The organism is Chamaesiphon sp. OTE_8_metabat_110 (assembly GCF_031382685.1).
Lineage (GTDB): Bacteria > Cyanobacteriota > Cyanobacteriia > Cyanobacteriales > Chamaesiphonaceae > Chamaesiphon.
In genome coordinates this window covers 1-24700 of the sequence record NZ_JANMZA010000530.1, presented here as the reverse complement: position 1 = coordinate 24700, position 24700 = coordinate 1, and the positions used below count along the sequence as shown (strand labels likewise).

General features: G+C 46.9%; 22 protein-coding genes and 2 pseudogenes. 11 read left to right on the top strand and 13 right to left on the bottom strand.

The window, feature by feature from the left end; genetic code table 11:
- On the bottom strand, positions 1–98 hold a 98-nt coding region (locus RMO52_RS19300; RefSeq protein WP_310417488.1), incomplete at its 3' end, for a glycine--tRNA ligase subunit alpha.
- A gap of 376 nt (positions 99–474) precedes the next feature.
- Here RMO52_RS19300 and RMO52_RS19295 point away from each other — a divergent pair.
- A complete protein-coding gene (locus RMO52_RS19295; RefSeq protein ID WP_310417486.1) occupies positions 475–1422 on the top strand; it encodes a hypothetical protein in 948 nt (315 codons plus the stop codon).
- Positions 1423–1793: 371 nt separating this feature from the next.
- Here the strand turns inward: RMO52_RS19295 and hisD are convergent, their stop codons facing one another.
- Positions 1794–3110, bottom strand: a complete 1317-nt coding sequence (hisD, locus tag RMO52_RS19290; protein WP_309739000.1) for a histidinol dehydrogenase — start codon at positions 3108–3110, stop codon at positions 1794–1796.
- Positions 3111–3112: 2 nt separating this feature from the next.
- On the opposite strand from hisD, the gene RMO52_RS19285 reads away from it, so the two are divergent.
- Positions 3113–3253 carry a hypothetical protein gene (locus tag RMO52_RS19285; protein WP_309738998.1) on the top strand — a complete coding sequence of 47 codons (141 nt, stop codon included), beginning with the start codon at positions 3113–3115 and terminating at the stop codon, positions 3251–3253.
- Positions 3254–3558: 305 nt separating this feature from the next.
- Here RMO52_RS19285 and RMO52_RS19280 read toward each other — a convergent pair whose 3' ends face one another.
- Entirely contained in the window at positions 3559–3807 is a 249-nt protein-coding gene (locus tag RMO52_RS19280) for a Ycf34 family protein (RefSeq protein ID WP_309738997.1), read from the bottom strand.
- 41 nt (positions 3808–3848) lie between these two features.
- Here RMO52_RS19280 and RMO52_RS19275 point away from each other — a divergent pair, with 41 nt between their 5' ends.
- Positions 3849–5087 carry a CCA tRNA nucleotidyltransferase gene (locus RMO52_RS19275; protein WP_310417483.1) on the top strand — a complete coding sequence of 413 codons (1239 nt, stop codon included), beginning with the start codon at positions 3849–3851 and terminating at the stop codon, positions 5085–5087.
- Here the strand turns inward: RMO52_RS19275 and RMO52_RS19270 are convergent, their stop codons facing one another.
- From RMO52_RS19270 to RMO52_RS19260, 3 genes are all read right to left on the bottom strand, one after another.
- Complete coding sequence (locus RMO52_RS19270; RefSeq protein WP_310417481.1) at positions 5088–5762, bottom strand: hypothetical protein; 675 nt, start codon at positions 5760–5762, stop codon at positions 5088–5090.
- A 39-nt stretch (positions 5763–5801) separates the two neighbouring features.
- A complete protein-coding gene (locus RMO52_RS19265; protein ID WP_310417479.1) occupies positions 5802–7811 on the bottom strand; it encodes a M48 family metallopeptidase in 2010 nt (669 codons plus the stop codon).
- Between the two features lie 145 nt (positions 7812–7956).
- Positions 7957–8916, bottom strand: a complete 960-nt coding sequence (locus tag RMO52_RS19260; protein ID WP_309738989.1) for a DUF362 domain-containing protein — start codon at positions 8914–8916, stop codon at positions 7957–7959.
- Positions 8917–9088: 172 nt separating this feature from the next.
- Between RMO52_RS19260 and RMO52_RS19255 the strand changes: the two genes are divergently transcribed.
- The 6 genes from RMO52_RS19255 to RMO52_RS19230 all read left to right on the top strand — a co-directional run bounded on the left by RMO52_RS19255 (position 9089) and on the right by RMO52_RS19230 (position 15784).
- Complete coding sequence (locus tag RMO52_RS19255) at positions 9089–10003, top strand: alpha/beta fold hydrolase (protein ID WP_310417476.1); 915 nt, start codon at positions 9089–9091, stop codon at positions 10001–10003.
- 222 nt (positions 10004–10225) lie between these two features.
- Complete coding sequence (locus RMO52_RS19250) at positions 10226–10861, top strand: sugar transferase (protein WP_310417473.1); 636 nt, start codon at positions 10226–10228, stop codon at positions 10859–10861.
- A 92-nt stretch (positions 10862–10953) separates the two neighbouring features.
- Entirely contained in the window at positions 10954–11193 is a 240-nt protein-coding gene (locus RMO52_RS19245) for a hypothetical protein (protein WP_310417470.1), read from the top strand.
- Positions 11194–11197: 4 nt separating this feature from the next.
- On the top strand, positions 11198–11791 hold the full coding sequence (locus RMO52_RS19240) for a hypothetical protein (RefSeq protein ID WP_310417467.1): 594 nt from the start codon (positions 11198–11200) through the stop codon (positions 11789–11791).
- Between the two features lie 296 nt (positions 11792–12087).
- Positions 12088–14112 (top strand): NAD-dependent DNA ligase LigA, encoded by a 2025-nt coding sequence (gene ligA, locus RMO52_RS19235; protein ID WP_310417464.1) that lies wholly within the window; start codon positions 12088–12090, stop codon positions 14110–14112.
- A gap of 220 nt (positions 14113–14332) precedes the next feature.
- Positions 14333–15784, top strand: a complete 1452-nt coding sequence (locus tag RMO52_RS19230; RefSeq protein WP_310417461.1) for a tetratricopeptide repeat-containing serine protease family protein — start codon at positions 14333–14335, stop codon at positions 15782–15784.
- 62 nt (positions 15785–15846) lie between these two features.
- On the opposite strand, the gene RMO52_RS19225 is transcribed toward RMO52_RS19230, so the two are convergent.
- From RMO52_RS19225 to RMO52_RS19205, 4 genes and pseudogenes are all read right to left on the bottom strand, one after another.
- On the bottom strand, positions 15847–17400 hold the full coding sequence (locus tag RMO52_RS19225) for an NAD(P)H-hydrate dehydratase (protein ID WP_310417460.1): 1554 nt from the start codon (positions 17398–17400) through the stop codon (positions 15847–15849).
- Between the two features lie 21 nt (positions 17401–17421).
- A complete protein-coding gene (locus tag RMO52_RS19220) occupies positions 17422–17955 on the bottom strand; it encodes a hypothetical protein (RefSeq protein WP_310417457.1) in 534 nt (177 codons plus the stop codon).
- A gap of 102 nt (positions 17956–18057) precedes the next feature.
- Positions 18058–19690, bottom strand: a pseudogene (locus tag RMO52_RS24815) (bifunctional pantoate--beta-alanine ligase/(d)CMP kinase).
- Positions 19691–19774: 84 nt separating this feature from the next.
- Entirely contained in the window at positions 19775–20764 is a 990-nt protein-coding gene (locus tag RMO52_RS19205) for a ribose-phosphate pyrophosphokinase (RefSeq protein WP_309737758.1), read from the bottom strand.
- A gap of 320 nt (positions 20765–21084) precedes the next feature.
- On the opposite strand from RMO52_RS19205, the gene RMO52_RS19200 reads away from it, so the two are divergent.
- Positions 21085–21327 (top strand): Calvin cycle protein CP12, encoded by a 243-nt coding sequence (locus RMO52_RS19200; RefSeq protein ID WP_309737759.1) that lies wholly within the window; start codon positions 21085–21087, stop codon positions 21325–21327.
- A 209-nt stretch (positions 21328–21536) separates the two neighbouring features.
- On the opposite strand, the gene RMO52_RS19195 is transcribed toward RMO52_RS19200, so the two are convergent.
- The 3 genes from RMO52_RS19195 to ctpA form a co-directional block, all read right to left on the bottom strand.
- Positions 21537–22484, bottom strand: coding sequence for a glutathione S-transferase C-terminal domain-containing protein (locus RMO52_RS19195; protein ID WP_310417450.1), 948 nt, complete (start codon positions 22482–22484; stop codon positions 21537–21539).
- 143 nt (positions 22485–22627) lie between these two features.
- A complete protein-coding gene (locus RMO52_RS19190) occupies positions 22628–22831 on the bottom strand; it encodes a hypothetical protein (RefSeq protein ID WP_310417447.1) in 204 nt (67 codons plus the stop codon).
- A gap of 204 nt (positions 22832–23035) precedes the next feature.
- Positions 23036–24244 (bottom strand): carboxyl-terminal processing protease CtpA, encoded by a 1209-nt coding sequence (gene ctpA / locus RMO52_RS19185; RefSeq protein WP_396135053.1) that lies wholly within the window; start codon positions 24242–24244, stop codon positions 23036–23038.
- 237 nt (positions 24245–24481) lie between these two features.
- Between ctpA and petB the strand changes: the two are divergent.
- Positions 24482–24700, top strand: a pseudogene (gene petB / locus RMO52_RS19180) (cytochrome b6); the annotation flags it as partial.

The window sequence follows — 24700 nt, the reverse complement described above, 5'->3', positions numbered from 1 at the left end:
GTAGCGGCACCTTTTTCGGTATCGTAAGCTTGGACGATCGCGCAGCCCTGTAGGCTCCAGAACTGGTTGAGGGTAGCGACAACAGATTGAAAATTCATTTAGGAGTTGGGAGTGAGGTAATTTGATTCACTTGCGATCTGTCAGCATAGTCTTATTCACAGGGGCACAGTTGCCACTGTTACTCGCCATGTAATCTACATCATTCAAAAAATTAGATGAATCGTGGTCAGAAATTGCTAAAATAGGCTGGCATCAATAATTATGCAGGCAAATGTAACTAAAGTCATTCAGACAGATCCGATCGCTTACATAGTAGTTTGAGAGCGGGATATGGGCATGATGTATGTAAGACGGATTCTCATATCCACATCACCAATCTGCGCGGTTGGTGAAATATTGACAATTCAGTCTCGAAAATCCCGATTACCATGAGAGGGAGATCGAAAAATTTGACTCCGTCCGAAGGCATTTTCTATGAGTTCTGCACAATTTCCTCCCGATCGTCTGCCATCGCATCCAGAAGCTGCAACTAGACCTGCAAAGCCGATCAAACGCCCCAAGAAGCCCGATCCGGCAGACTATCCACCGTTGCCCCCCATGCTCCAACTGACGGGGAATACACCGATTCCACCAGCGAGCGAGCCACTTCAGTATCGGGCGATCGGCTTGATTTTGGGCAAGTATGTCCCCTCGACTGAGGAATTCAATCAGGGGATGGTGCTAGCGGACGACGGGACACAGATCGATGCTGTCATTCTCGGTCGGATCATGAGTCTGATCAAAAATCATCTCGATCTCGAAAAGTCGCATCTATGGGTAGTTTATCCGCGCATCCGCAAAGAAGATAATAAAATCCACGCTCAAATCATGGGGATGTGGAACCCTCAACTGCTAATCAAGCCGCTTGTCTCCGATCGTGAAGAAGGCGAACCGAGCGAATCGAGCGACGATCCAGCAGAGGTACCCACGATGCCCACGATCGAAACCTTGGGTATTCCCGATAGTTATTTTTCTATTCGCGGCGAAGTCATCTATCAATCACGCGAAACCAAAGAAATCTTCGTCAAAATTCGCCAAGCACCCAAGAAAAAAACCGAGGAGGAGCGCTATTTTAAAATCCGGTTAATTGGCGATCTGGCTCAAAAGCTAGTCGGTAATTTTTGGGATTTTGATGTCGTGCGCGTGGGTGATAATCTTGAAATCCGCAGCGCTCAATTTGTCGCGACGATCCGCGCCAAAATGCCCCGTAAAGGTGGTGGTAGACCATCAAATGACGTTGGCGGCAGCCCACGACCAGTTAAGAAGGCATGGGAGGGAGGAGATGGCGCAGAGGTGGCTCCCCGGAGTGAAGTCAATAGACCTAAGCCAGCCCCGATCGTTCGCTCGTTGCCACCAAAGTTAGATTTACCAGAGCCATCCTAGTGGCTGTGGCGATTGGATGAGGGATTTGTGGGCGATGTCCGATCGGCACAGTAGTAGTTATAGCAACAGCCAAGGCTGTTAGGACACAGCGATTGAAATCGCCGCTCGGAATGCAAAGTCCGCCTACGCGGACTAATCTAAAGAACGTCCTAATGAACTTGGCGACTGCCATGTAGCAGTTGCCACATCGATTAAGACACTCTAGATCTCAGTCCGCGTAGGCGGACTTTGCACCACTAGCAGCGATTTTAATCGCTGTGCTATGGCTCTCGGTAAGTGTACCGAATGCGACCCTAGAGTCAAGGGGAAGCAAAAATACAGCGATCGTCCACCCTGAATTTTGATTAACTGCAATTAAACCAGATGACACTTTAGCCGCGCAATTCATCAGTCGGATCGGTCAACCGCAACCTGACCGACTCGCCATGGGAAAACAGTCCTTCAGCTTGGGTAAGTGCATCGATCGCATTACCAACTTTGCTCAGGGCGGTATGAGAGTATTGAATTAAACTGGAGTGCTTCATAAATGTCTCCACGCCTAAAGCCGAGGCGTAGCGGGCTGCGCCAGAGGTCGGTAGCGTGTGGTTCGGGCCAGCTAGATAGTCGCCGACGGCTTCTGGTGTCGAATTGCCCAAGAAAATTGCCCCAGCATGACGGATCTGATTTACCAGCTCCCAAGGGTCATCAGTTTTGATTTCCAAGTGTTCTGGTGCGAATCGATCGGATAATTCAGCAGCGATTTCGAGTGTATCGACGACGATAATCAGACCGTAATGCGCGATCGATTTCTCGGTTAGCGTTCGGCGGGGATGATTTTGGAGTTGACTTTCGACCGCAGTTTGAACGGCGGTGGCTAACGAGAGGTCAGTTGTAATCAAAATTGACGCCGCCATCGGGTCATGCTCGGCTTGTGCTAGCATGTCCGCCGCAACGTGAATCGGATTGGCATGACGATCGGCGATAATTAGGACTTCTGATGGCCCTGCGAGCGAGTCGATGCCGACTGTCCCATAGACTAGCTTCTTGGCAAGGGTAACGTAAATATTACCGGGGCCAGTAATCACATCGACTTTGGCAATTGTATCCGTACCGTAGGCTAATGCCGCGATCGACTGGGCACCACCGACTCGATAGATTTCCTCCACACCCGCAACTTGGGCGGCAACTAGGACAGCCGGATTGAGATTTTTGTCGGCTCCTGGTGGCGTCACCATGGCGATTTGGGGCACGCCTGCGACTTTAGCCGGAATTGCATTCATTAGTACCGTACTGGGGTAGCAAGCGCGGCCTCCAGGCACATATATTCCTGCTCGATCGACTGGATTGTAGCGTTTGCCTAGTACGACATCATCTTCGCCAAAAGTCACCCAAGATTTGGGTACCCGCTGGCGGTGAAAAGCTTCAATATTGCCAGCAGCAAGTTCGATCGCTTTGAGTAATTCTTTAGACACCTGTTGATAGGCAGCATCTAATTCGGCACCACTGACCCGCAACCGATCGACCGTCAAGGTTTGACCGTCGAATTCAGCCGTATAGTGTAGTAAAGCTTTGTCGCCTTGTCGTTTGACCGTTTGGACAATTTCATTAACGGTGGCTTCTTTGTGGACGATCGCGTCGTCGTGGGTACGGGCACTGATTCGCTGCAACTCCTGTTGCGCTTCAGTCTGCTGAGTGATGATTCGCAGCATGGTTGAAAAATGCCAATTATCAAAAGGTGGAACGATCGGGGGTCTGTCGGGATTTATCCTGGGCGACCTTGTATTGTTATAGCTTAGCGCGATTTTTAGCGGGCGTGGCAACACCGATCGCGCTGCGCTGGCAGTCTGGATAATTAACTATGTTGCCTTATTTGGTTGGTCAGGAATTGTCATCGCTGTGACACAATCGTCGGGTTAAGGTTAAATGGCACTGAGGTAATCTCGTGCCAAGCGTTTCAGTCAATCCAAAACACTGCCTGCCCTATTTTCGATCGCTTTCACTTATTAATAATGCCTGAAACCTGTTTGGTGGGCTGAAACCTGTTTGGTGGGCAGTGCCCACCCTACTGGCTCGACACTGTTTGGTGGGCAGTGCCCACCCTACTTTTAATTACTCTACTAAAGCCTAAAGCCTAAAGCCTAATACCTAAAGCCTAGATCAGGTTGGAATCAATTCTCCCGGACGCAGCCGCGACCATTTGCCAGTATCTTTCGCAAAGCTCAGACAGCCGACGACATCCCACTCCATTTCGACACCATCATCGTGGGTGCGGATGTTAACATTGATTTGGGGTTGGGTCGCCTCAAAATTAGGTATAGCTGTCAGATGAAGTTGTTGGTGTTGTTCCTCGACTGCATGATAGGTCGTGCAGCGATCGACATACTCGCAATTAATACATATACACATGACATTTCAGGGGTTAGGGACTAACCGATATCTTGTATTCTATGCAATTTTTAGCCAATCTACCATTCGACATCGATCTGTTGCCAAAACCAGTGTATGTAGTTGGTGGCGCGGTGCGGGATGCTTTATTGGGACGCGTTCGGGCGGAATTGGATTTAGATTTAGTCATATCCACTGATGCCGTCGCAGTGGCGCGTCAGTTGGCGACGACATATCAAGCGGGTTTTGTGTTGTTGGATGCGGAACGTCAGATTGCGCGGGTGGTCTTTCCGGGGCTGACGGTAGATATCGCCCAGCAGGATGGAGCAGATATTAGGAAAGATCTCGCACGGCGCGACTATACCCTCAATGCGATCGCTTATGACTTGCAAACACAACAGTCGATCGATCCGTTTGGTGGCAGTCGGGACATTCAGGAGCGTACTATTAGGATGGTAGGCAGAGAAAACCTCATTGACGATCCATTACGGCTGCTCAGAGCCTATCGTCAAGGGGCACAGCTTAATTTTACGATCGAGTCGGCTACTCATGCCGCAATTCGGGAATTAGCACCCTTATTAACCACCGTTGCCGCCGAGCGGGTGCTGGCAGAATTGCGGTATTTATTGCAGACACCAGCTAGCAGTCAGTGGTTGGCGGCACTGGTTGCGGATGCGTTGTTGGCTGGTTGGTTGGAGTTACCCGTAGGTGCGGATTTTGAAGCTAAATTGCAGCAATTCGATCGAGCAACAGAGTTAATTAAACAATCATATCCCGCCCTCGATCGCGAACTCAGTCTGACTTTGCGCCAGACGATCTCGATCGATCGTCGCTCTCTGGGCAAATTTACGCTGCTATTATCGCCCGATCTTAAATTAGCCACTAGCCAAATGTTGCGGCTGACATGTAGCTCAGCAGAAATTCAGGTGGTCGGTACATTAATTACTTATTTACCGCAATTGCTGGGTAAAGAGCTATCTTTGCGCGAGCAATATTTTTGGTTTCAATCGGTAGGCAGTAACTTTTCACTACTAATCGCGATCGCACTGACTAATGGTGTGAAATTAGTAGACTTACAGTATCTGATCGATCGCTATCTCGATCCAGATAGCCAAGTCGCGCACCCAACGCCATTAATTAGCGGACACGAGCTGATGCAGGCTCTCTCACTCCCACCATCGCCGACAATCGGTAAATTATTGACTGAAATTCAGGTAGCTCGAATTACTAAGAATGTGGCTAATGCTGCCGATGCGATCGAGTTTGCGAATAAGTTTTTGCAATCGGTCGATAGTCGTTAACTACTCGATTAATTTAGCTTGCTTGAAGATATCTTGAATCGTATCCCCAACAATCAGACCATATATCAATTGGGAAATCGACGCCAAACAAATCGAACAGATAAATGCCGATAGGGGTGAGGCAATCCAATCCCAACCAAATAGAAATACTGCGCCGCTAATAATTACCGACGTGCTTACCCCACTAAGCGCACCAGCAAGTAACTGTTCGCGATCCCAATCATGCCATAACGCTCGCCAATAAAGACGCTCTTTAAATAGTGATTTTTGCCAATTGCCAATGATGCGACCATTAATACCACCGCAAATTCCCCCGACGATCGCCAAAATAATTAACGTAGTCCCATCCTCATCTAATACCAGCATTTTAATGCCGAGATGAATCAATCCCCAGTTGAAAACAGTCATCGGTAATGCGGCGACTGCTGTATAAATCCATTGCCGATCGAGTGACTTAAATATCTGTTTGAGTAGCTGCCATTGGAGATATCCTTGAATGATACTACTTAGTAAATAGCCTCCTAATCTAAAGAATAAGATAACGGCTAAATTATCAATGTGAGCTAATAAAATTATTAAGGCTACGATCGCTTGAGTGGCAATTGCCAGAGCGAGTGAGCCAAAGATTTGGATTAATAGCCAATGAGTTAAAAAGTTGGATGGGAGCTTGGACATGAATAGTAGATGGTGCCAATATCAGGATGAATGCGAATCTTAAAAAATATGAGCTGCTGATGTTTTTTGAATATTCTCAAGCAGTTTGAGATCTTGACGATCGCTAAATAGCGATCGATTCTTGGTGAAGGTAGCAATAACTAGACGCTCGATAAAACCAAGCTCGATCTGTAGTTGTTGACAAAGATCGAATTCTAGCTGGGAATCGGTTTCTAGTTGTTTCTGGCAACGCCAAGAGTTAGAACCTACCAACTCGATCGCTAAGACATATAGCGGTCGATCTTTAAATACCTGCATCGGTTTACAGACTAAATAGGCACGAGCGATAATCGGATACTGTGTTAATTGCGTCTGAATTTCGGTAAGAATATCGACTGTGAGAGCGTGAGTGGTAAATCGATCGGTTGCAGCGAGTTGGCGCTCTAATCTCGATCGCCATTGTTTTGGTAAATGCTGTTGTCGCCAATCTAAATAAATCTCCGCAGACTTAAAATCCTCCTGAAAAGCGTGGAATCGATATAATTCCTCACAACTAGATATGACTAGATCTGGCTCTAACTCAATCGCTTTCTCTAGGTAAAAACAGCCGCTAAAATGTCCGCGATTGACGAGAAATTTACCAACTTGATAATTTGCGCGTGGATGTTCGGGAGCTTGGGCGAGAATTTCTTGCCATAGTGGTAAGGCTACTGACTCGCCATGTAATTCGGTCGTCAAATTAGCTCGAACGGTGGCTACACAGATAGTTAGTTCCTGACTTATCTGAAGATCGAGCGTGGCTAAATGTGCTTGTTGTTGCTGTGCTTGTTGATGTCGCTCCAGCCATACTGCGGTGTGACTTTCATACCATTTGAGGTCGAGTTCGGCTGCAAGATCTGCCAATCGATCGCCAAAAAAGTATTCGGCTGCTGTCTGAAGAATCGGTTGTGGTGTCCAGGATTTCGGGGTAGGATGACCGACAGCCGCCAATCGATCGCTCAAGCAGGGATGGGTATCATCGGTATCGGTAGCTTGTCCCAGAATCAAGCCCAGCCACACGCTAGCAGCTTGAGGATCGAGGGGTTGACGCAACGCGGCTAACATTTGGGTCACAACATCGGTTGGTGGCGTGGCGAATGTTTGCGCTTGGCGATCGAGTTGGCGATTAAAGTCTGTTTGTAAGTAATATTGATAAATATAAGTTTGAATCAGATCGCTCGCGGCAATTTCTGGACTCGTCATGCGTTGTGCTAGAGCATCTGCGGCATATTCCCGATCGCGTACCGACACTAATGAATAAGCTTTAATTAACGGTTCGTACCACCGAAAAAACCATTGGAAAATAAATAAGTTATTATCGATAGTCAGTTGCTCCCACATCTGACGCACTCGAAAAATATAGCTAGTAAAGCTACTATCATTGTTTGCTAAATGTCCTAACTCATGTGCTAATGTGGCGGTGAATTGTTCGGGAGTTAAAGATTGCAGTAATGGCAAACCGAGCAACAAATAATTACAATGCCACTCGCCCCAGCCGAGATGTGGTATTTGGTAAATTGCCGCATTGTGGTCATAATTGATGACCACATGATGAATCTTGGGAGTTTTTAATTTAATACTCAATTCATCAATTTGAGTAAATAATTCGGTAAACTCAGCACGATCGAGTTCTCGATCGGTTAGGGGTACAGATTGTACCCAAAAAATGACGATCGCGACCAATCCAAATAGCACCCATAATTGATGTGGATCGATCTCGATCGATCGATGCTGAATCATTTCTAACAACCACCGCATCATCCACAAACTGCTAAATAAGCACAGACAAATGACCCCAATATATCCATACCCAAGTGTGGCTAATGCGGCGACTCGAAGTTGATAATTAGTCGTCATCCGCTGACGTGTCGATCGTTCTAATTGACGCACCAATCGATCGAATTTAGTCTGCTGCTCTAGCTCCATCACATCATCACGCTCAGTTTGAAGATCGAGATTTAAAATTTTGAGCCAGCTCGCTCCAAACTTAAATCTTGGCTTCAGTGGATGAAAATAGTATTCCCCAGTCAAGCGGACTAGATCTAGGTAAACCTACGGATTTTCAATGCGAGTAAACATCTTCAATAAAAAAGCTCTGGTTAATCGATCGATTAACCAGAGCTTTTCACTCGTAATCTAGCTAGATCTGCCAAACTTCGATCGCTCGCGAGTACAATTACTTTTTATAAGCCGACATCGGTTCTTTAATCAAGCGAATATACAGGTGTCGGAAAGTCGATTTAATCACCCGTGGCATCGCAAAATCGATCGGCACCAGTGCTTCCGGTAGCCGCCAATCACTACAACTCAAATCTACCGGATGCAATAACGGAAACTCGATTGATGCCAGTGCCGGAGCTAACCCCAACCGTTGCGCCGCCGCCGCTGTGGGTACCAAATGCGCCTCGACATTCAGAACTTCCAACATCGCCACATCCAGCGCAAACACATCCGCAGCGGCACCTAGCACGCCCAACTCGCGGGGTTCGCCGCCGCTGGGGCCATTTCCTTCATGTCCGACGATACCGTCGATAATCGTCAAATTTGGGCTGATTGCGCGCGCTGTTTCGACTAGCATCTCACCAAATCGCTCGGCACTTTTACCCGCTTCCATGTGCCACCAAGCTTTCATCTTGCCCGGAACGCAGCCAAATAGATTTTTGACACCCAGCGTCATCGTTAGCTGCATGTGAGATTTGACCTTTGGTAAATTGATTACCACATCAGCCTCGATCGCTTCCTTGCTCAGCAGCAGGTGATTGAAATTCTCGCTGGCTGTCTCATACCGTTTGCCATGAAACTCCACTACAGGTAAGTCTAATTCCGCCATCATCGGTAGATAACCATTAGATTTAGCCACCCCCATCGCACTCCCAAACGCCGGACTGTCGCCAAAAAATGGTTTCCCACCTGCGGCAATTACCAACTCCGCGACACACCTAACTAGTTCGGGACGCGTTACACATTCTTTGGTCGGACGCGCACCCGTTAATAGATTCGGCTTGAGCAAGACACGATCTCCTGGTTTGACAAAAGCACTCATCCCACCTAGCGGTGCTAATACGGCTTCTACTGACTCGCGAAGTTGGGCGGTTTCGTATGATGTGGCGCGAATGAGACTAACAATTGGGGACATGATGAGGGGGTAATGGGTAATGGGTAAGAGGTAAGAGGTAATAGGTGGGCACTGCCTACCATCTAGATTCCAGGCATTTACTTCGCGAATCTGTACCCATTATATCCTTGACGTTATTGCTTTGCCGCTAATCGATCGCGTTAGAATACCATTGTTGCAACCATTACTGTCTATGACTTCGATCGCTACTCCGACTGCAAATACTACCTGGATGTGGCGCGGACATCAGATTAATTATCAGACTGCTGGCGAGACGGGCGCAGCCGTACTACTGATTCATGGCTTCGGGGCTTCCGTCGGGCACTGGCGCAAGAATATTCCTATTCTGGCTGAAACTTGTCGGTGCTATGCGATCGATCTGATTGGCTTTGGCGGTTCGGATAAGCCCCAACCCGGTGGTGAGATCGAATATACCTTTGAAACCTGGGCGGAACAGGTAGTTGATTTTTGTCAAGAAATAATTGGGAGTCCGACAATCTTAGTCGGTAACTCGATCGGGTGTATCGTCGCCCTACAAGCTGCGGTTACTAATCCAGCATCAATTACGGGTGTCGCTCTACTTAATTGTTCATTGCGGTTATTACACGATCGCAAACGCGCAAAAATGCCCTTTTATCGTCGCTGGGGCACACCAATCCTTCAGTCTATCCTCACTATACCAGCAATCGGTAAGTTCTTTTTCAAGCAACTCGCCCAACGCAAAGTCGTGCGGAATATTCTCTTGCAAGCCTACCATCGCCCCGAAGCCGTCAGCGAAGAATTAATTGATATTTTGATGGCTCCCGCCGCCGATGCGGGTGCAGCCGATGTATTTCTGAAATTTACCGCCTATTCTTGGGGGCCATTACCTGAAGATCTCTTACCGCAATTAGCTTGCCCCGCGATCGCGATTTGGGGGGCTGCCGATCCTTGGGAACCGATCGACTTAGGACGCGAATTGATGAATGTGCCTACGGTGGATGAATTTGTCGAACTCCCCGATGTCGGGCACTGTCCCCAAGATGAAGCCCCAGAATTAGTCAATCCCGTGCTGATCGATTGGATTGGGAAGTTGGAGAAATCTCCTAGTGCCACCCCTCGATCGTGATTTCAATCTGTGGGTGATGGAGAAACTGCTCGATTGCCTCCGGTACAGCAGAGCTGAACGCATCGATCGAGATTCAGTGTATTACCAAACTAGTTAGATTCGATCGGTTCAAATAGCTGAGGATCTATCCGTCATAATGACGATATGTTCGGTCGGTTGGGATTGTTAAATTGAGTGTGTTGAAGACAGAGCAACACTCAAACACACAATCTCGAAGCAGCTATGTATTACTCCGGCGATCTATCCAAAGCAACTTCTAAAAAACAACCTAACCGTTTCGATCTCGTTGGTAGAAGAGTATTAGATATCGGATGTGGATTAATCATTGCTGCAATCTTCATCATCATATTTCCCTTTGTGGCAATTGCTATTAAACTCGATAGCCCTGGGGCAATTTTTTACAAACAAGAACGAGTTGGCTTAAAAGGTGCTAAATTCACTATCTATAAATTGCGATCGATGGTACAGAATGCCGAACGCAACGGCGCTCAGTGGGCAACCAAAGGCGATGCCCGCATCACTAAAGTTGGTAACTTCATTCGCAAAACTCGCCTCGATGAATTACCTCAAGTTATCAATGTTTTAAAAGGTGAAATGAGCATGGTTGGCCCTCGTCCCGAACGCCAACAGTTCATCGATAAATTAGAACACCAAATTCCAAACTTTAACAAAAGATTGGCAGTTAAACCAGGCTTAACTGGTTGGGCGCAAGTAAACTATGGCTATGGCAGTACTGTCGAAGATGCTAAAATCAAGCTTGGTTACGATCTCTACTATTGCAAACATCAGTCACTAGCATTAAATTTCCAAATTCTGTTACGGACATTTGCCGTAGTTCTCAGAATGCAAGGTCAGTAATTCGCGTTGGCGTAGCCTCTCCTTGGAGAATCGAGATGAGCTAAAATTACCTTGAGAGGAAGTTGTTTCTTTACTGAGTTAAGAAGATCGACATGGTACTAGCAGAATCTAAGACAATTAGCTTTGATGATTTTATTACCTGGTTGCCAGAACGATCGGAATATCGCTACGAACTCAGAGATGGAGAAATCCTCGAACTGCCCAAACAACCGACTATTTCAGTTTATTGTTTAGTCGATGGTGAATACGATCTACATCAATTTAGAAGCAGCGAACTAATTAAGTCACCAACATTTCCAGATTTGGAACTCTCGATCGATAGAATGGGTTGATAAAATGATGAGTCGATATAGATCGAGACAGCTAATATTTATGGGGTTGTGGACGGCGATCTCGCCGACATGCTTAGCAATAGTTGGCGGTACGTTGTGGTTCACTCAACTCATCTGGTATCCAACTTCTGATTTGCGGATCTCGATCGCAGTTTATCTTAGTTATTGGCTGCTGCTGGGAATGCTGCAAGGAGCGTTACTTTTTAAGTTTCAACACCAGAAGTTAGCTTATAGGTGGTTTTTGACAACGAGTATCACTGGATTCTTAATTATGTTTCTCCACGATCTACATACTCTGGTTTTTGATATTGATACTGGAGGTCAAGGAGCCTTATATCTAATGCTCAGTTTACCGTGTCTGGCGATATTAGGTGGCCCGATATTAGGGTTTGCTCAATTTGAATTGCTTCGGCGCGTATATCCAGCAACTAGCTTTCGTTGGTATTGGTTTGCACTCAGCCTCATATCGTGGAATCTCAATGTTGGGGCATTTTTTTTAGCCATATATACACAGTTACCATTTGTAATTCCTTTTCTAGCTGCTGCTGCTGGAACTGCGCTCAAAGGTTATGGTGTGATGAAGCGTTTGCAAATCTAAAAGAGTATTGTGGAATCGTTGGCGGAGCCTCTCGGAACGAGAATCGAGTTCTTGTAATACAAAAGTTGTAGCTGTGTTATGAAGCTACTTCTGGATGAAAATCTCTCAGACAAAATCGTTCGGAAAATTACTGACTGATACCCTAACTCTGCACATGTCAATTTAAAGCTGGAGAAGCGGAAAGTATCTTGGTATTAGAGTAGCTTCTAGCTATGATTACGGCAAAAAATGGATCGAGTATTGTGGAATCGATCGAGTTCTTGTAATATAAAAGTACCATTGAGCAGCGATCGATCGTGACACCTGAAATCATTACCCGCACCGAACAACTTCGCGTCAAACTCCAGGCGGCTGGCTATGCTTACTACGTTCTCGACAATCCCGTCATGGAAGATGCCGTGTATGACAGGTTGTATCGCGAACTCCAAGATTTAGAGAGTCGATATCCCGAATTAGTGACTGCGGATAGTCCGACTCAGCGTGTCGGCGAACGTCCGGCATCGGGCTTTGTTTCCGTCAAACATAATATCTCGCTTTATAGCCTCGAAAATGCCTTCGACATGGCGGAATTTGCCAAATGGGAGGCAGGTTGGCAGCGAAATATGGGGAGTCAGGATGCCGAATATATCTGCGAATTGAAGATCGATGGTTCGGCGATCGCACTTACATACGAGAATGGATTATTGGTGAGGGGTGCGACGCGAGGCGACGGGGATACGGGGGAAGAAATAACTCAAAATGTCAAGACGATTCGATCGATTCCACTCAAGTTAAATATTGAAAATCCGCCGCCAATAGTCGAAGTACGGGGTGAAGCTTTTTTACCGATTGCGGTGTTTGAACAGCTCAATCAGGAACGGGAAAAAGCAGGCGAACAACTCCTCGCCAATCCCCGAAATGCTGCCGCCGGAGCATTACGCCAATTAGACCCCAAAATGGTCGCTCAGCGGAAATTAGATTTCTTTGCTTATACGCTGCAAATTCCGACGACAACCCCTGAAACCGAACTCCATAGCCATTTAGAATCGCTAGAAATGCTGGAACGGATGGGGTTTAAGGTCAATCCCCATCGTCAATTATGTGCCGATGCTGCGAAAGTGGGTGAATATTACGATCGCTGGAATACCGAGCGGTTAAATCTCGCCTACATGACAGATGGTGTCGTCGTCAAAATTAATGACTTCGCGGTGCAACAAGAACTCGGCTTTACTAATAAATTCCCCCGTTGGGCGGTGGCTCTCAAATATCCCGCCGAAGAAGCGCCGACGCGGGTATTGGATATCAGTGTAAATGTCGGCAGAACGGGGGCAATTACGCCCTTGGCGCACCTGCAACCCGTCCAACTGGGGGGAACCACAGTTCAGCGGGCAACGCTCCATAATGGCGACCTGATCGACGAATTAGATATTAGAATTGGCGATACAGTTATCGTCTGCAAAGCTGGCGAAATCATCCCCAAAGTCGTGCGGGTATTGAACGATTTGCGTCCGCCAGGAACCTCACCTTTTAAAATGCCGACAAATTGCCCCGTGTGCGATACGGTAGTCGTCAAGTCAGACAAGGAAGCAGTACTACGCTGCAATAATCCGAGCTGTGCGGCAATTCTCAAGGGTTCATTGGTACATTGGGTGAGTCGGGATGCCCTAGATATTAATGGTGTCGGCGAGAAGTTAATCGAGCAATTAGTCGATCGCAAATTTGTCAATTCAGTTGCGGATTTATACGATCTCACTGTTGCCAAGTTGATGACTTTAGATCGCACGGGCGAGAAGTCGGCAACCAAAACAATCGAAGGTATTGCTAGTTCTAAATCCCGTCCGTGGTCGCGGGTATTATATGGGTTAGGGATTCGACAAATCGGGAATAATGGCGCAAATATCATCACCGAAAGATTCCCCTCGATCGAGCTATTATTGCAAGCATCGATCGTCGATCTCCAAGATATTCGGGATGTGGGATTGGAAACTGCTCAATCCGTCTATAATTGGCTCAAACAGCCAGAAAATATCGCATTAATCGATCGACTCAAAGCAGCGGGATTACAATTTGAGCGCTCGACAGATGCTGAGAATAATAATATTCTGAGTCAAACTTTTGCAGATAAGACTTTTGTAATCACAGGTACATTACCAACTCTCAAGCGCGATGATGCTAGAGACTTGATTTTGAGTCATGGTGGCAAAGTTTCGGATTCGATTAGTGTCAAAACTGACTATTTACTAGCAGGTGAAAAGGCAGGCTCGAAGTTAGCGAAGGCGGAAAAGTTAGGAGTAAAGGTGATTTCTGAAGCTGAGTTACTAGAGCTAACTAATGAAGGATGATGTAGTAAGTAGATGGGTGCAGTTATTTGTGAAGTAGATTGTGCCTGAAACCTAGTTGGTGGGAACTTTCCACCCTACTAAATGCCACTGAATTATTAGTCCGAGAAGGCGGACTTTGCACTCCTATCGGCGGTTTCTAACCGCTGGGGTTATGGTTAGCAACTTGGGTTAATAGTACGAAAAATACCTAACAATCGCATACTTTAGGAGGCTAAAACTCATGTCAAAGAATGTAATATTTTGGACAAGCTCGATCTACATTGGCATGACGATTCCGATCGTCAGATCGGCAAGTATCGCCGCTACCGCACCAGAAGTCGCCAAAACAGCTAAAGCAGTAACCGTCCAGATCTTAGAGCCGGGAAGTCAAGGATCGGGAGTGATTCTCCAGCGCCAGGGAGATACTTATACCGTACTTACCGCCGCTCATGTGGTGAGGAATAAGAACGCTGCATTTACAATCGCCACTTCAGATGGTAAAAAACATCAGCTTGTCAGCAATTCGATTCGTGCGGCTGCGGTAGATCTCGATTTAGCTGTGGTCAAATTTCGCACTTCCGAAAACTACCCCATCGCCAAACTCGGCAATTGCAATCTATTAACCGAAGGGATGGATTTATATGTAGCTGGATATCCAGCAGCAACCGCAGCTATTAGCAAATCTGTATTTGTATTTCGGACGGGAAAAGTCTCAGCCAATAGCACTCAAGTTTTAGATAAAGGTTATTCGTTAATTTATAGTAATGACACTTTACCAGGGATGAGTGGTGGTGCGGTATTAAATCAGGTTGGAGAAGTAGTAGCTATTCACGGTAGAGGCGATCGCGAGCGTAATGCTAATGGAGAATTAGGACAAAAAACTGGATTTAATCTGGGTATTCCGATTAACCGCTTTGCAACTATTGCCGCTAATTTGGGTGTGAATCTAGACCAAAAATTGATGCCAATTTCGCCAGATCGATCGCCCAAAGCGGATGACTACTTTGCACTTGCCAATCAAAAATTTGAAAAAGGTAATTATCGCGGTGCATTAGCAGATTACGATCGCGCGATTGCCCTCAAACCTGATTATGCCAAAGCTTATCGAGCTAGATCTACGGTAAAGTCCGGCAAAATCGGCGATCCCCAAGGCGCACTAGCCGATTTGGATCGGGCAATTCAGATCGCTCCCAACGACGGACTAGCTTACGCTATCCGTGGTTTTCTCAAGCACGACTCACTCCAAGATTCCCAGGGAGCATTAGCCGACCTAAATCGATCGATTCAGCTCGATCCTAACAATAACAATGCTTATGCAATGCGCGGCGGCATCAAATATCAAAAGCTCAACGATCCACAGGGAGCATTGAATGACTTGGATCGGGCAATCCAGCTCGATCCCAATGCTGCCAATTCATATCTTTTACGCGGTATTGTTAGATATCAAGCATTCAAAAATAGCCAGGGAGGATTAGCCGACTTAAACCGCGCTATTCAACTCGATCCGCAGAATGCGAACTCTTATGTACTGAGGGGACTAATTTACAATTCGATCGGCAATCGGACAGTAGCTATTAAAAACATCCGGCAAGCAGCAAAACTCGCCAAACAGCAAGGAAATCGACAAGTATATCAACAAGCAACTGATTTCCTCAAACAATTGGGTGCAAATGCAACCGAATCGGGATTTTAATTGCTACTCGATCCATATTGCCAGAGAGTGTCGATCGATTGCGATGGACACTCTCTAAGATTTTATTGAATTTTACCAAAATTTCTAGCATCGAGAATTTCCCGAATTACCATCTTCAAATAATCGATCGTCGTCAATGGATCTACGCCCAAATCCCCATGTTCTCTAGCAGCCAAAATTCCGGCTTGAGAGTGCCACCAGGCTGCTGTCGCGACAACTTCTGCCAGATCGACATTTAACCGACTCTCAGCAGCAATTAAACCGCCAATCAGTCCCGTTAGAATATCACCACTACCGCCTCTAGCTAGAGCTGGCGTACTTTCAGGAATCAAGATCGATCTACCATCATAACTGATAACAGTTCTCGCTCCTTTGACTAATACAACTGCACCGCTAGATTGGGCTGCCGCGCTTGCCGCAACGAGTTTATTTGCTGTCGGAATTTTGGTAAATAAACGTTTGAATTCACCGATGTGCGGGGTTAAAATTGTGGGATGTGTCCGGGTAGATATTGTTGCTTCTAAACCTAGCTTAGCGATAATATTTAGGGCATCGGCATCGAGAACGATCGGACAATTTGTGGATAGGATTTGTTTGATTACTTTCGATGGTCGCTCGGTTAATCCGCACCCACAGGCGATCGCTTGATATTTGCTAAAATCTAGATCTGGTAGCGATTTAATCGTCCCTGCTTCGGTTTCTGGACAACCAATAATTAAGGCTTCAGGTAAATAATTTAATAAGGTGGGTTTAAGTGACTTTGGAACTGCGATCGATAACATGCCGACGCCAGTAGCTCTAGCTCCCAATCCAGCTAAAATTGCCGCACCACTATATTGTTCTGAGCCGACAATTAGTAATAGATGTCCTTGATGATATTTGTGGGTAACAGCCGATCGATGTATGGGTAGATTTGCGATCGCGCGATCGATTGTCATGCGCGTTATGCTTGGCGATGCTCCCAAGACGCTATAAATATCTGCCAAGGGAATATCGAAATCAATTAGCTCAGTTTTACCGAGATATTCGATCGCTTGTTCTTGAACAAAAGCCAACTTCCACAATCCCAAACAGAGCGTATGTGTCGCTTTTATTGCAATACCTAAAACATTGCCAGTATCGCCATGAATGCCTGAAGGCAAATCGATGCTAACAATGGGAACTGCTAATTGATTTATTGACTCGATCGTCTCGAAGAGATTGCCAGTAATTTCACGATTTAAACCAAACCCGAATAAACCATCAACGATCGCATCACAACCCGCAAAACTCCGCGCATCATCAACAATCTTAATCCCCAAACTCGAAACATAACAATAATGCTGATTGGTGAGTTCGCTCAATTGCTCCGATGGGACATAGATCGCCACTTCATAACCCCGAACACGCAACTCACGGGCAACTACTAGCGCATCGCCACCATTATGCCCCATCCCCACCAACACACCAACCCGCTGCGCTTGAGGATACAGAGCTTGAAATCGCCGCGCTATTAGTCCCCCCACCTTTTCCATCAGCGCAGCGACAGGCATTCCGGCGGCAAATACTTTGCTTTCGATCTGCTGCATTTGCTCGGTAGAAACCAGCAATCGATCTAATGATTCGCGACTGAGCATTATTTTTGTAGATATTAATAATTAACAGACAGCGCACACCAAGTTAATTTCGCTTACTGTCCTGCCGTTACTGCTCGAAAATGTTAGATTGCATTCATTATTCTTAGGATCTGTCAAACTCAAATAAAGTTCTTTCTTGGTGGGTACAGCGGTTTTTAAATAAGCCTTTTCAGCTTTAATCATCGAGTCTCCGACCCTAATCCTGCGATTAGTAATATAGCGTGAATTAGTAGTTCTAATGGCTGTTAGATAACTTTTTTCTTTCTCGTTTGAGCCATCAATAAGATATAGACCTAAATTAGGATATTCTAAAGTAAGATCGTTAGTGCCCGTACAGCCATTCGGTGCAATCCGCCGACTTCTAGGCTTACCTAACTTTTTAATGACTTCACCTTCGCTCATCCCGATTTTGAGACCGCCGATCGAGATCTGCTCGATCGAGATCGATCCTTTCTGGCTCAAAGCCAATTTTTCCAGAGGTATATTCGATCGCGGCATCGCGCCAGATGTGGCACTGACTAATAAGGGCATGACAAGAATAAGCAGTCGATACATGGTCGAGTAAAAAATCGATAAGGTTGGCTATTAATTCATCGGTATTCAGCTCTAGAAAATAGTTTTTGGCGATCTCAGGAGCGAGGTTCGAGCGGCATTTAATTATCTATTTACTACTTGCTGATACATTGCTACGATTTTTTCGACTACTGCTTCAATACTTAAATTGTCGCTGATTATTTCGATCGCGTCGTCTGCTTTTTTGAGCGGGGAAATTTCCCGGGTACTATCGATCGTATCCCGTGCGGCGATCGATCTCTCCAATTCTACCAAGCTGACCTCACCTTGCCCGCGATCGCGCAAATCCTGTTGGCGTCGCCGCGCACGTTCGGCAACCGATGCCGTGAGGAAAATCTTTACCTGTGCGTGGGGAAACACTTGGGTACACATATCGCGCCCTTCCGCGACAATCCCGCCTCGGGCACCAATTGCCTGCTGTTGCTTGACTAATGCCGTTCTCACTACCCCCAGCGCGGCAATGGGCGATACGGCTTGCGTCACCACCTGCGTCCGAATTGCCTCAGTCACATCGATCCCATTTACCATTACCCGCTCTCCCGCAAGGGCGATCTGTGCCTGACTTACCACCAGCGCAATGTTTGGCTCATCATCCAGGGCTAGCTGCGCCTCCAACACCAGCCAAGCGATCGCGCGGTACATTGCCCCTGTATCGAGAAACAACAGCCCTAATCGGGCAGCTACGAGCTTGGTAACTGTAGATTTGCCCGCACCTGCGGGGCCATCGATCGCGATAATTGGAAGTTGAGGGGGCATGAAGGGGCTGTGGGGACGGGGGGACTCGGGGACTCGGGGACGGGGAGACTCGGGGACGGGGAGTTAGAGGATCGTTCCAAAATCCATTCACTATTCACTATCCACTATTCACTATTCACTATCCACCGATTGTCACATTATCAATCAATCGTGTATTCTCGATGCGTCCGGCGATCGCGAGTAAGGCTGATGTATCGAGTCTGTCGATCGATTGTAAAGTTTCCGGATCGACTAGCTCCAAGTATTCTAATTCAAATTCTGGTACCGTACTCAGTTCCGCCTTGACTGCGGCTAATAATGCGATTTCCTCGCGCTCGCCGCTATTTGCTAACTGCTGCGCTTGTTGGAGACTGCGATAGATCGCCGCCGCTTGGGAGCGTCCGGTGGGCGTAAGATATTGATTGCGGGAACTATGTGCCAAGCCAGAATCAGCGCGTAGTGTCGGGCAACCGACAATATCGACCGGGATATTCAGATCCGCGACGATCCGGCGGATAACGGCTAATTGTTGAGCGTCTTTTTCACCAAAATAGGCGCGATCGGGTTGGACTACATTTAACAATTTAGTGACGATCGTCGCCACACCTTGAAAATGTCCCACCCGTGTCCGTCCGCACAAGCCACTCATCATCGTCGGTGGGGGGATAACTTGAGTCAGCGCGGCTTTGATGCCCATACTTGCCGGGGTCGGGACAAATAAAGCATCGACACCTGCTGTCTGGCAAATAACTCGATCGATTTCCAACTGACGTGGATAGCGATCGAGATCTTCATTTGCGCCAAACTGTAACGGATTGACAAAAATACTGACAATGGCGACGGTATTTTCGCATCTGGCGCGATCGATCAAACTTTGATGTCCCAGGTGTAATGCTCCCATCGTCGGTACGAAGCCAATCGATTGAGAGCGGTGGGATTGGAGATAATGTCCTAATTCATTTGGGGTGGTAAAGATCGGCAGATTCATCAGGCACAGGGGGATGGGGAGATCGAACGGGGAGTGGGTACCGAGCAATCTAGCTGCCTCACGTCCCATGTGTAATCCCTAACGAAACATGCTACTTACAGAATTTTCCTCGTGTACTCGCCAGATGGTTTCACCGAGTAAGTTTGCCACCGATAGCACTTTGAGCTGGGGAAACTGTTGATGTTCGGGCATGGGGAGGGTATTGGTGACGATTACTTCCTCAAATACCCCACTCGATAACCGCTCGATCGCAGGTGGTGAAAATACGGCATGGATCGCACAGGCATATACTTCACGCGCTCCTTGTTGGCGCAAGATTTTGGCACCTTCGGAGATCGTCCCGCCAGTATCGATCATATCATCGACCAGGATCGCTGTTTTGCCAGCGACATCACCGATGACATTCATCACTTCAGCCACATTGTGTGCCTGACGACGTTTGTCGATGATGGCGAGCGGTGCGTCGTTGAGTTTCTTGGCGAAAGCACGAGCGCGAGCGACCCCACCAACATCTGGCGATACCACCACGACATCGGGTAGATTTTTTCTGAGCAGATAATCGATGATTACGGGCGAACCGTAAATATGATCCAGCGGGATATCAAAATATCCTTGAATTTGGGATGAATGGAGATCCATCGCCAAGACCCGATCGGCACCAGCAGTAGTAATCTGGTTGGCAACTAGTTTAGCCGCGATCGATTCGCGTCCAGCCGTCTTACGATCGGCACGAGCGTAGCCATAGTACGGTATTACTGCCGTAATTTGGCGTGCCGAAGCCCGCCGACAGGCATCGATCATGATGAATAATTCCATCAAGTTATCGTTCACCGGGTTACATGTTGGCTGGATTAGGTATACATCACAGCCGCGAATCGATTCTTGGATCTGGACATAAATTTCGCCATCGGCAAATCGCTTCCGAATCATCGGGCCGAGATCGAGTCCTAGATAACGAGCAATTTCCTGAGATAGTGGGACATTAGCATTCCCAGAAAACAGTCGGAGACGACTGTTATCACCGATCGATGGAATTGTGGGCAGCGGCAAGGTGGCAGAACGGATCACAACAGCAGACCCTCAATGAGTGCTTATTTTGCATGGCAATTCTAGCACTCTCATCACTCGATTGTCTGTTTAAATTCAGAAAAATTTTAATTTTTGACTAATTTTAGTAAACTCTTTGACGACAAAATTAACAGTTAGCGAGTATCTTTGAAGTATTCCGGCTCGATCCGATCGATTAAAATCGCTACCAGCAAACAGTTCTCATCGTAATGTGTGGAAACCTCTACATTCGCGATCGTGTGTTTGAAGAAGGGAAAGATACAATAGAAGGCAAGCTGCTCTAAAACATCACGCCTAACTTACCGTACATAGCCAAGATTATGACCAACTCTCAAGAAACCAAGATGACGATTGAAGACCGGATCGAGCAAGCTCGTGACGCCGCTCATCAGGCTGGCGAAAAGTTTGGTAAAACTTCTCCCGAATTTGCTGTGGCAATGGAAATCCTAGAGGAGCTACACCAAGAGTCTGGACACCAACGCAGTGCTCAACCTAAAAATTCGCTCGAACGCTTCTGTTCGGACAATCCCGAATCTCCCGAATGTCTGCTGTATGACACCTGATCGTGTTCTCGAACTTAAGTTCTGACACTAGTTTGACAGGCAGCAAGAGCTTTGTAGATGATTCCAAATTTTGATCTCACCCCTCAACCGGGGTTCCTCAATGGCAAGTAACTTAGTTACTTGCCATTGTCTGTAAATACCTTGGAGTTACTGATTTAAGGTATGATTTGCTCTTCAGTCCCGCCAGATCCTCCGGCTCTGGCTCCCATCTACCCCAAATAACTCAAGTCCGGCAACTGCGGAATAATCCCCCCAGGATTGAGCGGAAAGAGATTGCCATAATAATCCTGCAAGATCGTGGGAAAATTACAAGTAGCCGCCACGCCAGGTAACTGATAAATCTTGGTTAGGTAAGCTTGAATGTGGGGATAGTCTTGAATGCGGCGACGGTTGCATTTAAACAAGTGATGGTAAACCACATCGAACCGAATTAAAGTCGTGAATAGTCGGATATCCGCTAGCGTCAGCGAGTCGCCACAGAGATAAGCCTGAGTCGCTAGTAGATCGTTAACTCGATCGAGTGTGGCAAATAAGTCAGTAGCAGCTTTGTCATAAGCCGCCTGTGTCTGGGCAAAACCGCAGCGGTAGACCCCGTTATTGACGGTTTGGTAGATTGTCTCATTCCATTGGGCGATCGAGTCTTGCAGGGCAATTGGAGCCAGATCTAGTTCGGGGTGTTTGGCGTAATCATTAAATTCGGAATTGAGGATCTCGATAATTTCGGCGCTCTCATTATTGACGATCGAGTAGGTGTCAGTATCCCACAGCATCGGAACTGTCGATCGACCCCGATATTCTGGGACGGCAAACCGATATAGTTGCGCTAATGTCTGACAATCATGCTCGGACTTTGGCAACTTCCAACCACCCGCATTGGCATCACCTTCAAGGATGATAATCTCGATCGCATCTTCTAACCCTTTTAAGGCTCTCACTACCAACGTCCGATGCGCCCACGGACAACTCCAGCCGACGTACAATCGATAGCGACGCGGCTGTGGAGCATATTTCCCCTCGATTCGGTGGCGGAATTCACTTGGCGGACGTTGGTATTCGCCGCGATCGTTTGGTGGTGCCAGTTGTGACATCATTAGCTGCCAGATCTGCGTCCAGATCGATCGACCTGTTTTCACGATCCAGCTCGGTGGAATTGCCATAATGATTAAGGTATTTGGATTTGAATTGACATTTCCGATCTAAATAATGAAAACTCGATCGAGAAGTAATTTCTCGATCGAGTTGGACTTGACGATTGCTCGTCTGAATACAAATAACTCAGCGATTGGACTGGCTCGATCGCCTAATCGATATTCATTGTTGGAGGGACAACGCCATTTGGGAAGGTTTGTCGAAACTCGCGCATCAGATCGTCCATTTCAATTAAGGCTTGTTCGACATCTAACGACAGCGTACCGAGCGTCGGATCTGCCTGAAATTGTAATAATAAGGCTCGTTTACTCTCAACCTGCGCGATGCGTTCTTGTAAAGCTTGTGCGTTCATCATAAATTTATATGGGAGATGGGAGATGGGAGATGGGAGATGGGAGTAAGAAGTAAGGAGTAAGGAGTAAGAAGTAAGGAGTAAGAAGTAAAAATTGCAATTACTTATAATCTAGAACGTAGTTCCAAAATCCATTCACACTTCTCCTTGCGGAGACGCTACGCTACGGCTGTCGCTCAGTGCAAGCTATTCACTATTCACTATTCACTAAACCCCTAATTCTTTGAGAGCGGCTAAATATTGAGTATCTGTGGCTGTGGCTGCTGATTCTAGGGAAATTTCTGGAGTGGGGACGACCCGATCGGGCGTGATGCCCAATTTATGAATATCATGATGGTTGGGAGTTTCATATTTAGCAACGGTAACGGCTAAACCGCTCCCATTGGGCAGATCGAATAGAGATTGGATCAAACCCTTCCCAAAAGTCTTAGTCCCGATCAGCTTGGCTCTGCCATTGTCTTGTAAAGCTCCTGCCAGAATTTCACTAGCACTAGCACTACCTTCATTTACCAGTATAGCCAGTGGTGCATCGGTAAGGGCGGTACCAGTGGCATCGATCGAATCGATCGCACCCCGCCGATCGACAGTGTAGACGATCGTGCCTTCATTCAACCATTGACGGGCGATTTCGACCCCAGCTTGTACCAATCCGCCGGGATTGTTCCGCAAATCTAGCACGTAACCGATCGCGCCTTGTTGTTTAAATTTAGTAATATTCTCACCCAATTCTTTGGCGGCTTTGGCACTAAATTGAGATAAGCGCAGATAGCCGATTTTACGACCGTTTTCGGTATGGAGTTCGGCAGTGACTGGGTTAAGCTCAATTTTTTGGCGGATTAAAATGACTTCGCGGGGAGATTTATCGGCAGTTTGGATCGTTAGGCTCACATTAGTACCCATTGCCCCTCGCATTCTGACAGCAGCGGTATCGAGCGTCAATTCTGTCGTCGGAATCGCATCGATTTCAACGATCGTATCATGGGGCAAAATTCCGGCTTGAGCGGCTGGAGATCCGGCAATTGGGGCAATCACCTCAATTTGCTGGCTACCCGCCTTCACGCCGATTTGCAAGCCCACTCCAGACAATTCTCCGGCGGTGTTCACCTGAAGAGATCGATATTGTTCGGGACGTAACAACCGCGTAAACGGTTCGTCAAGACTGGCAATCATTTTTGTAATTGCTGTATATGCGGCTTCCTCATTCGGAATTTGCTGCTTGAGAGTGCGATCGCGAGTTACCCACCAATTTTGATGATTGAAAGTGTCATCATAATAAGCCCGATCGATCGTCCGCCAAGCTTGCAGAACCAATTGTTGCTCCGACGTGAGTGCGACTGCTGGAGTTGTTCCCCAGAGCCAAAATAGAGCCACTTGCAGACTCAGAATCCAACCAAACCAAAAACTAGCTCTCACGATCGGTACCACTCTTCTTTAGAGGTGTGTTAAATTTTGTAGAGGTAATATGAGTGACCTGCAACCAAATATTACTAAATTAAACAATTTTAGGCATATTTGGTACGAGTAGCGATGTACCATCTGTCTACTTGGCAACATAGCACATGTTACCCAGCCATTATTTCGAGCCTTGGGATCTAGATCCTACTGGCGTTATAATATATAACACGACACTAGAGAGCAGTACGGCACCCGTTAATGTTTACCAAGCAAGTCACAAATAGTAAAACCTACCAATGGTTTGACGAACGTCTCGAAATCCAAGCACTATCCGACGATATTGCTAGTAAGTACGTTCCACCCCATGTTAATATCTTCTACTGCCTTGGTGGGATCACCTTAGTCTGCTTCGTAATCCAGTTCGCTACTGGTTTTGCGATGACTTTCTACTATTCGCCGACTGTAGCTGATGCTTTC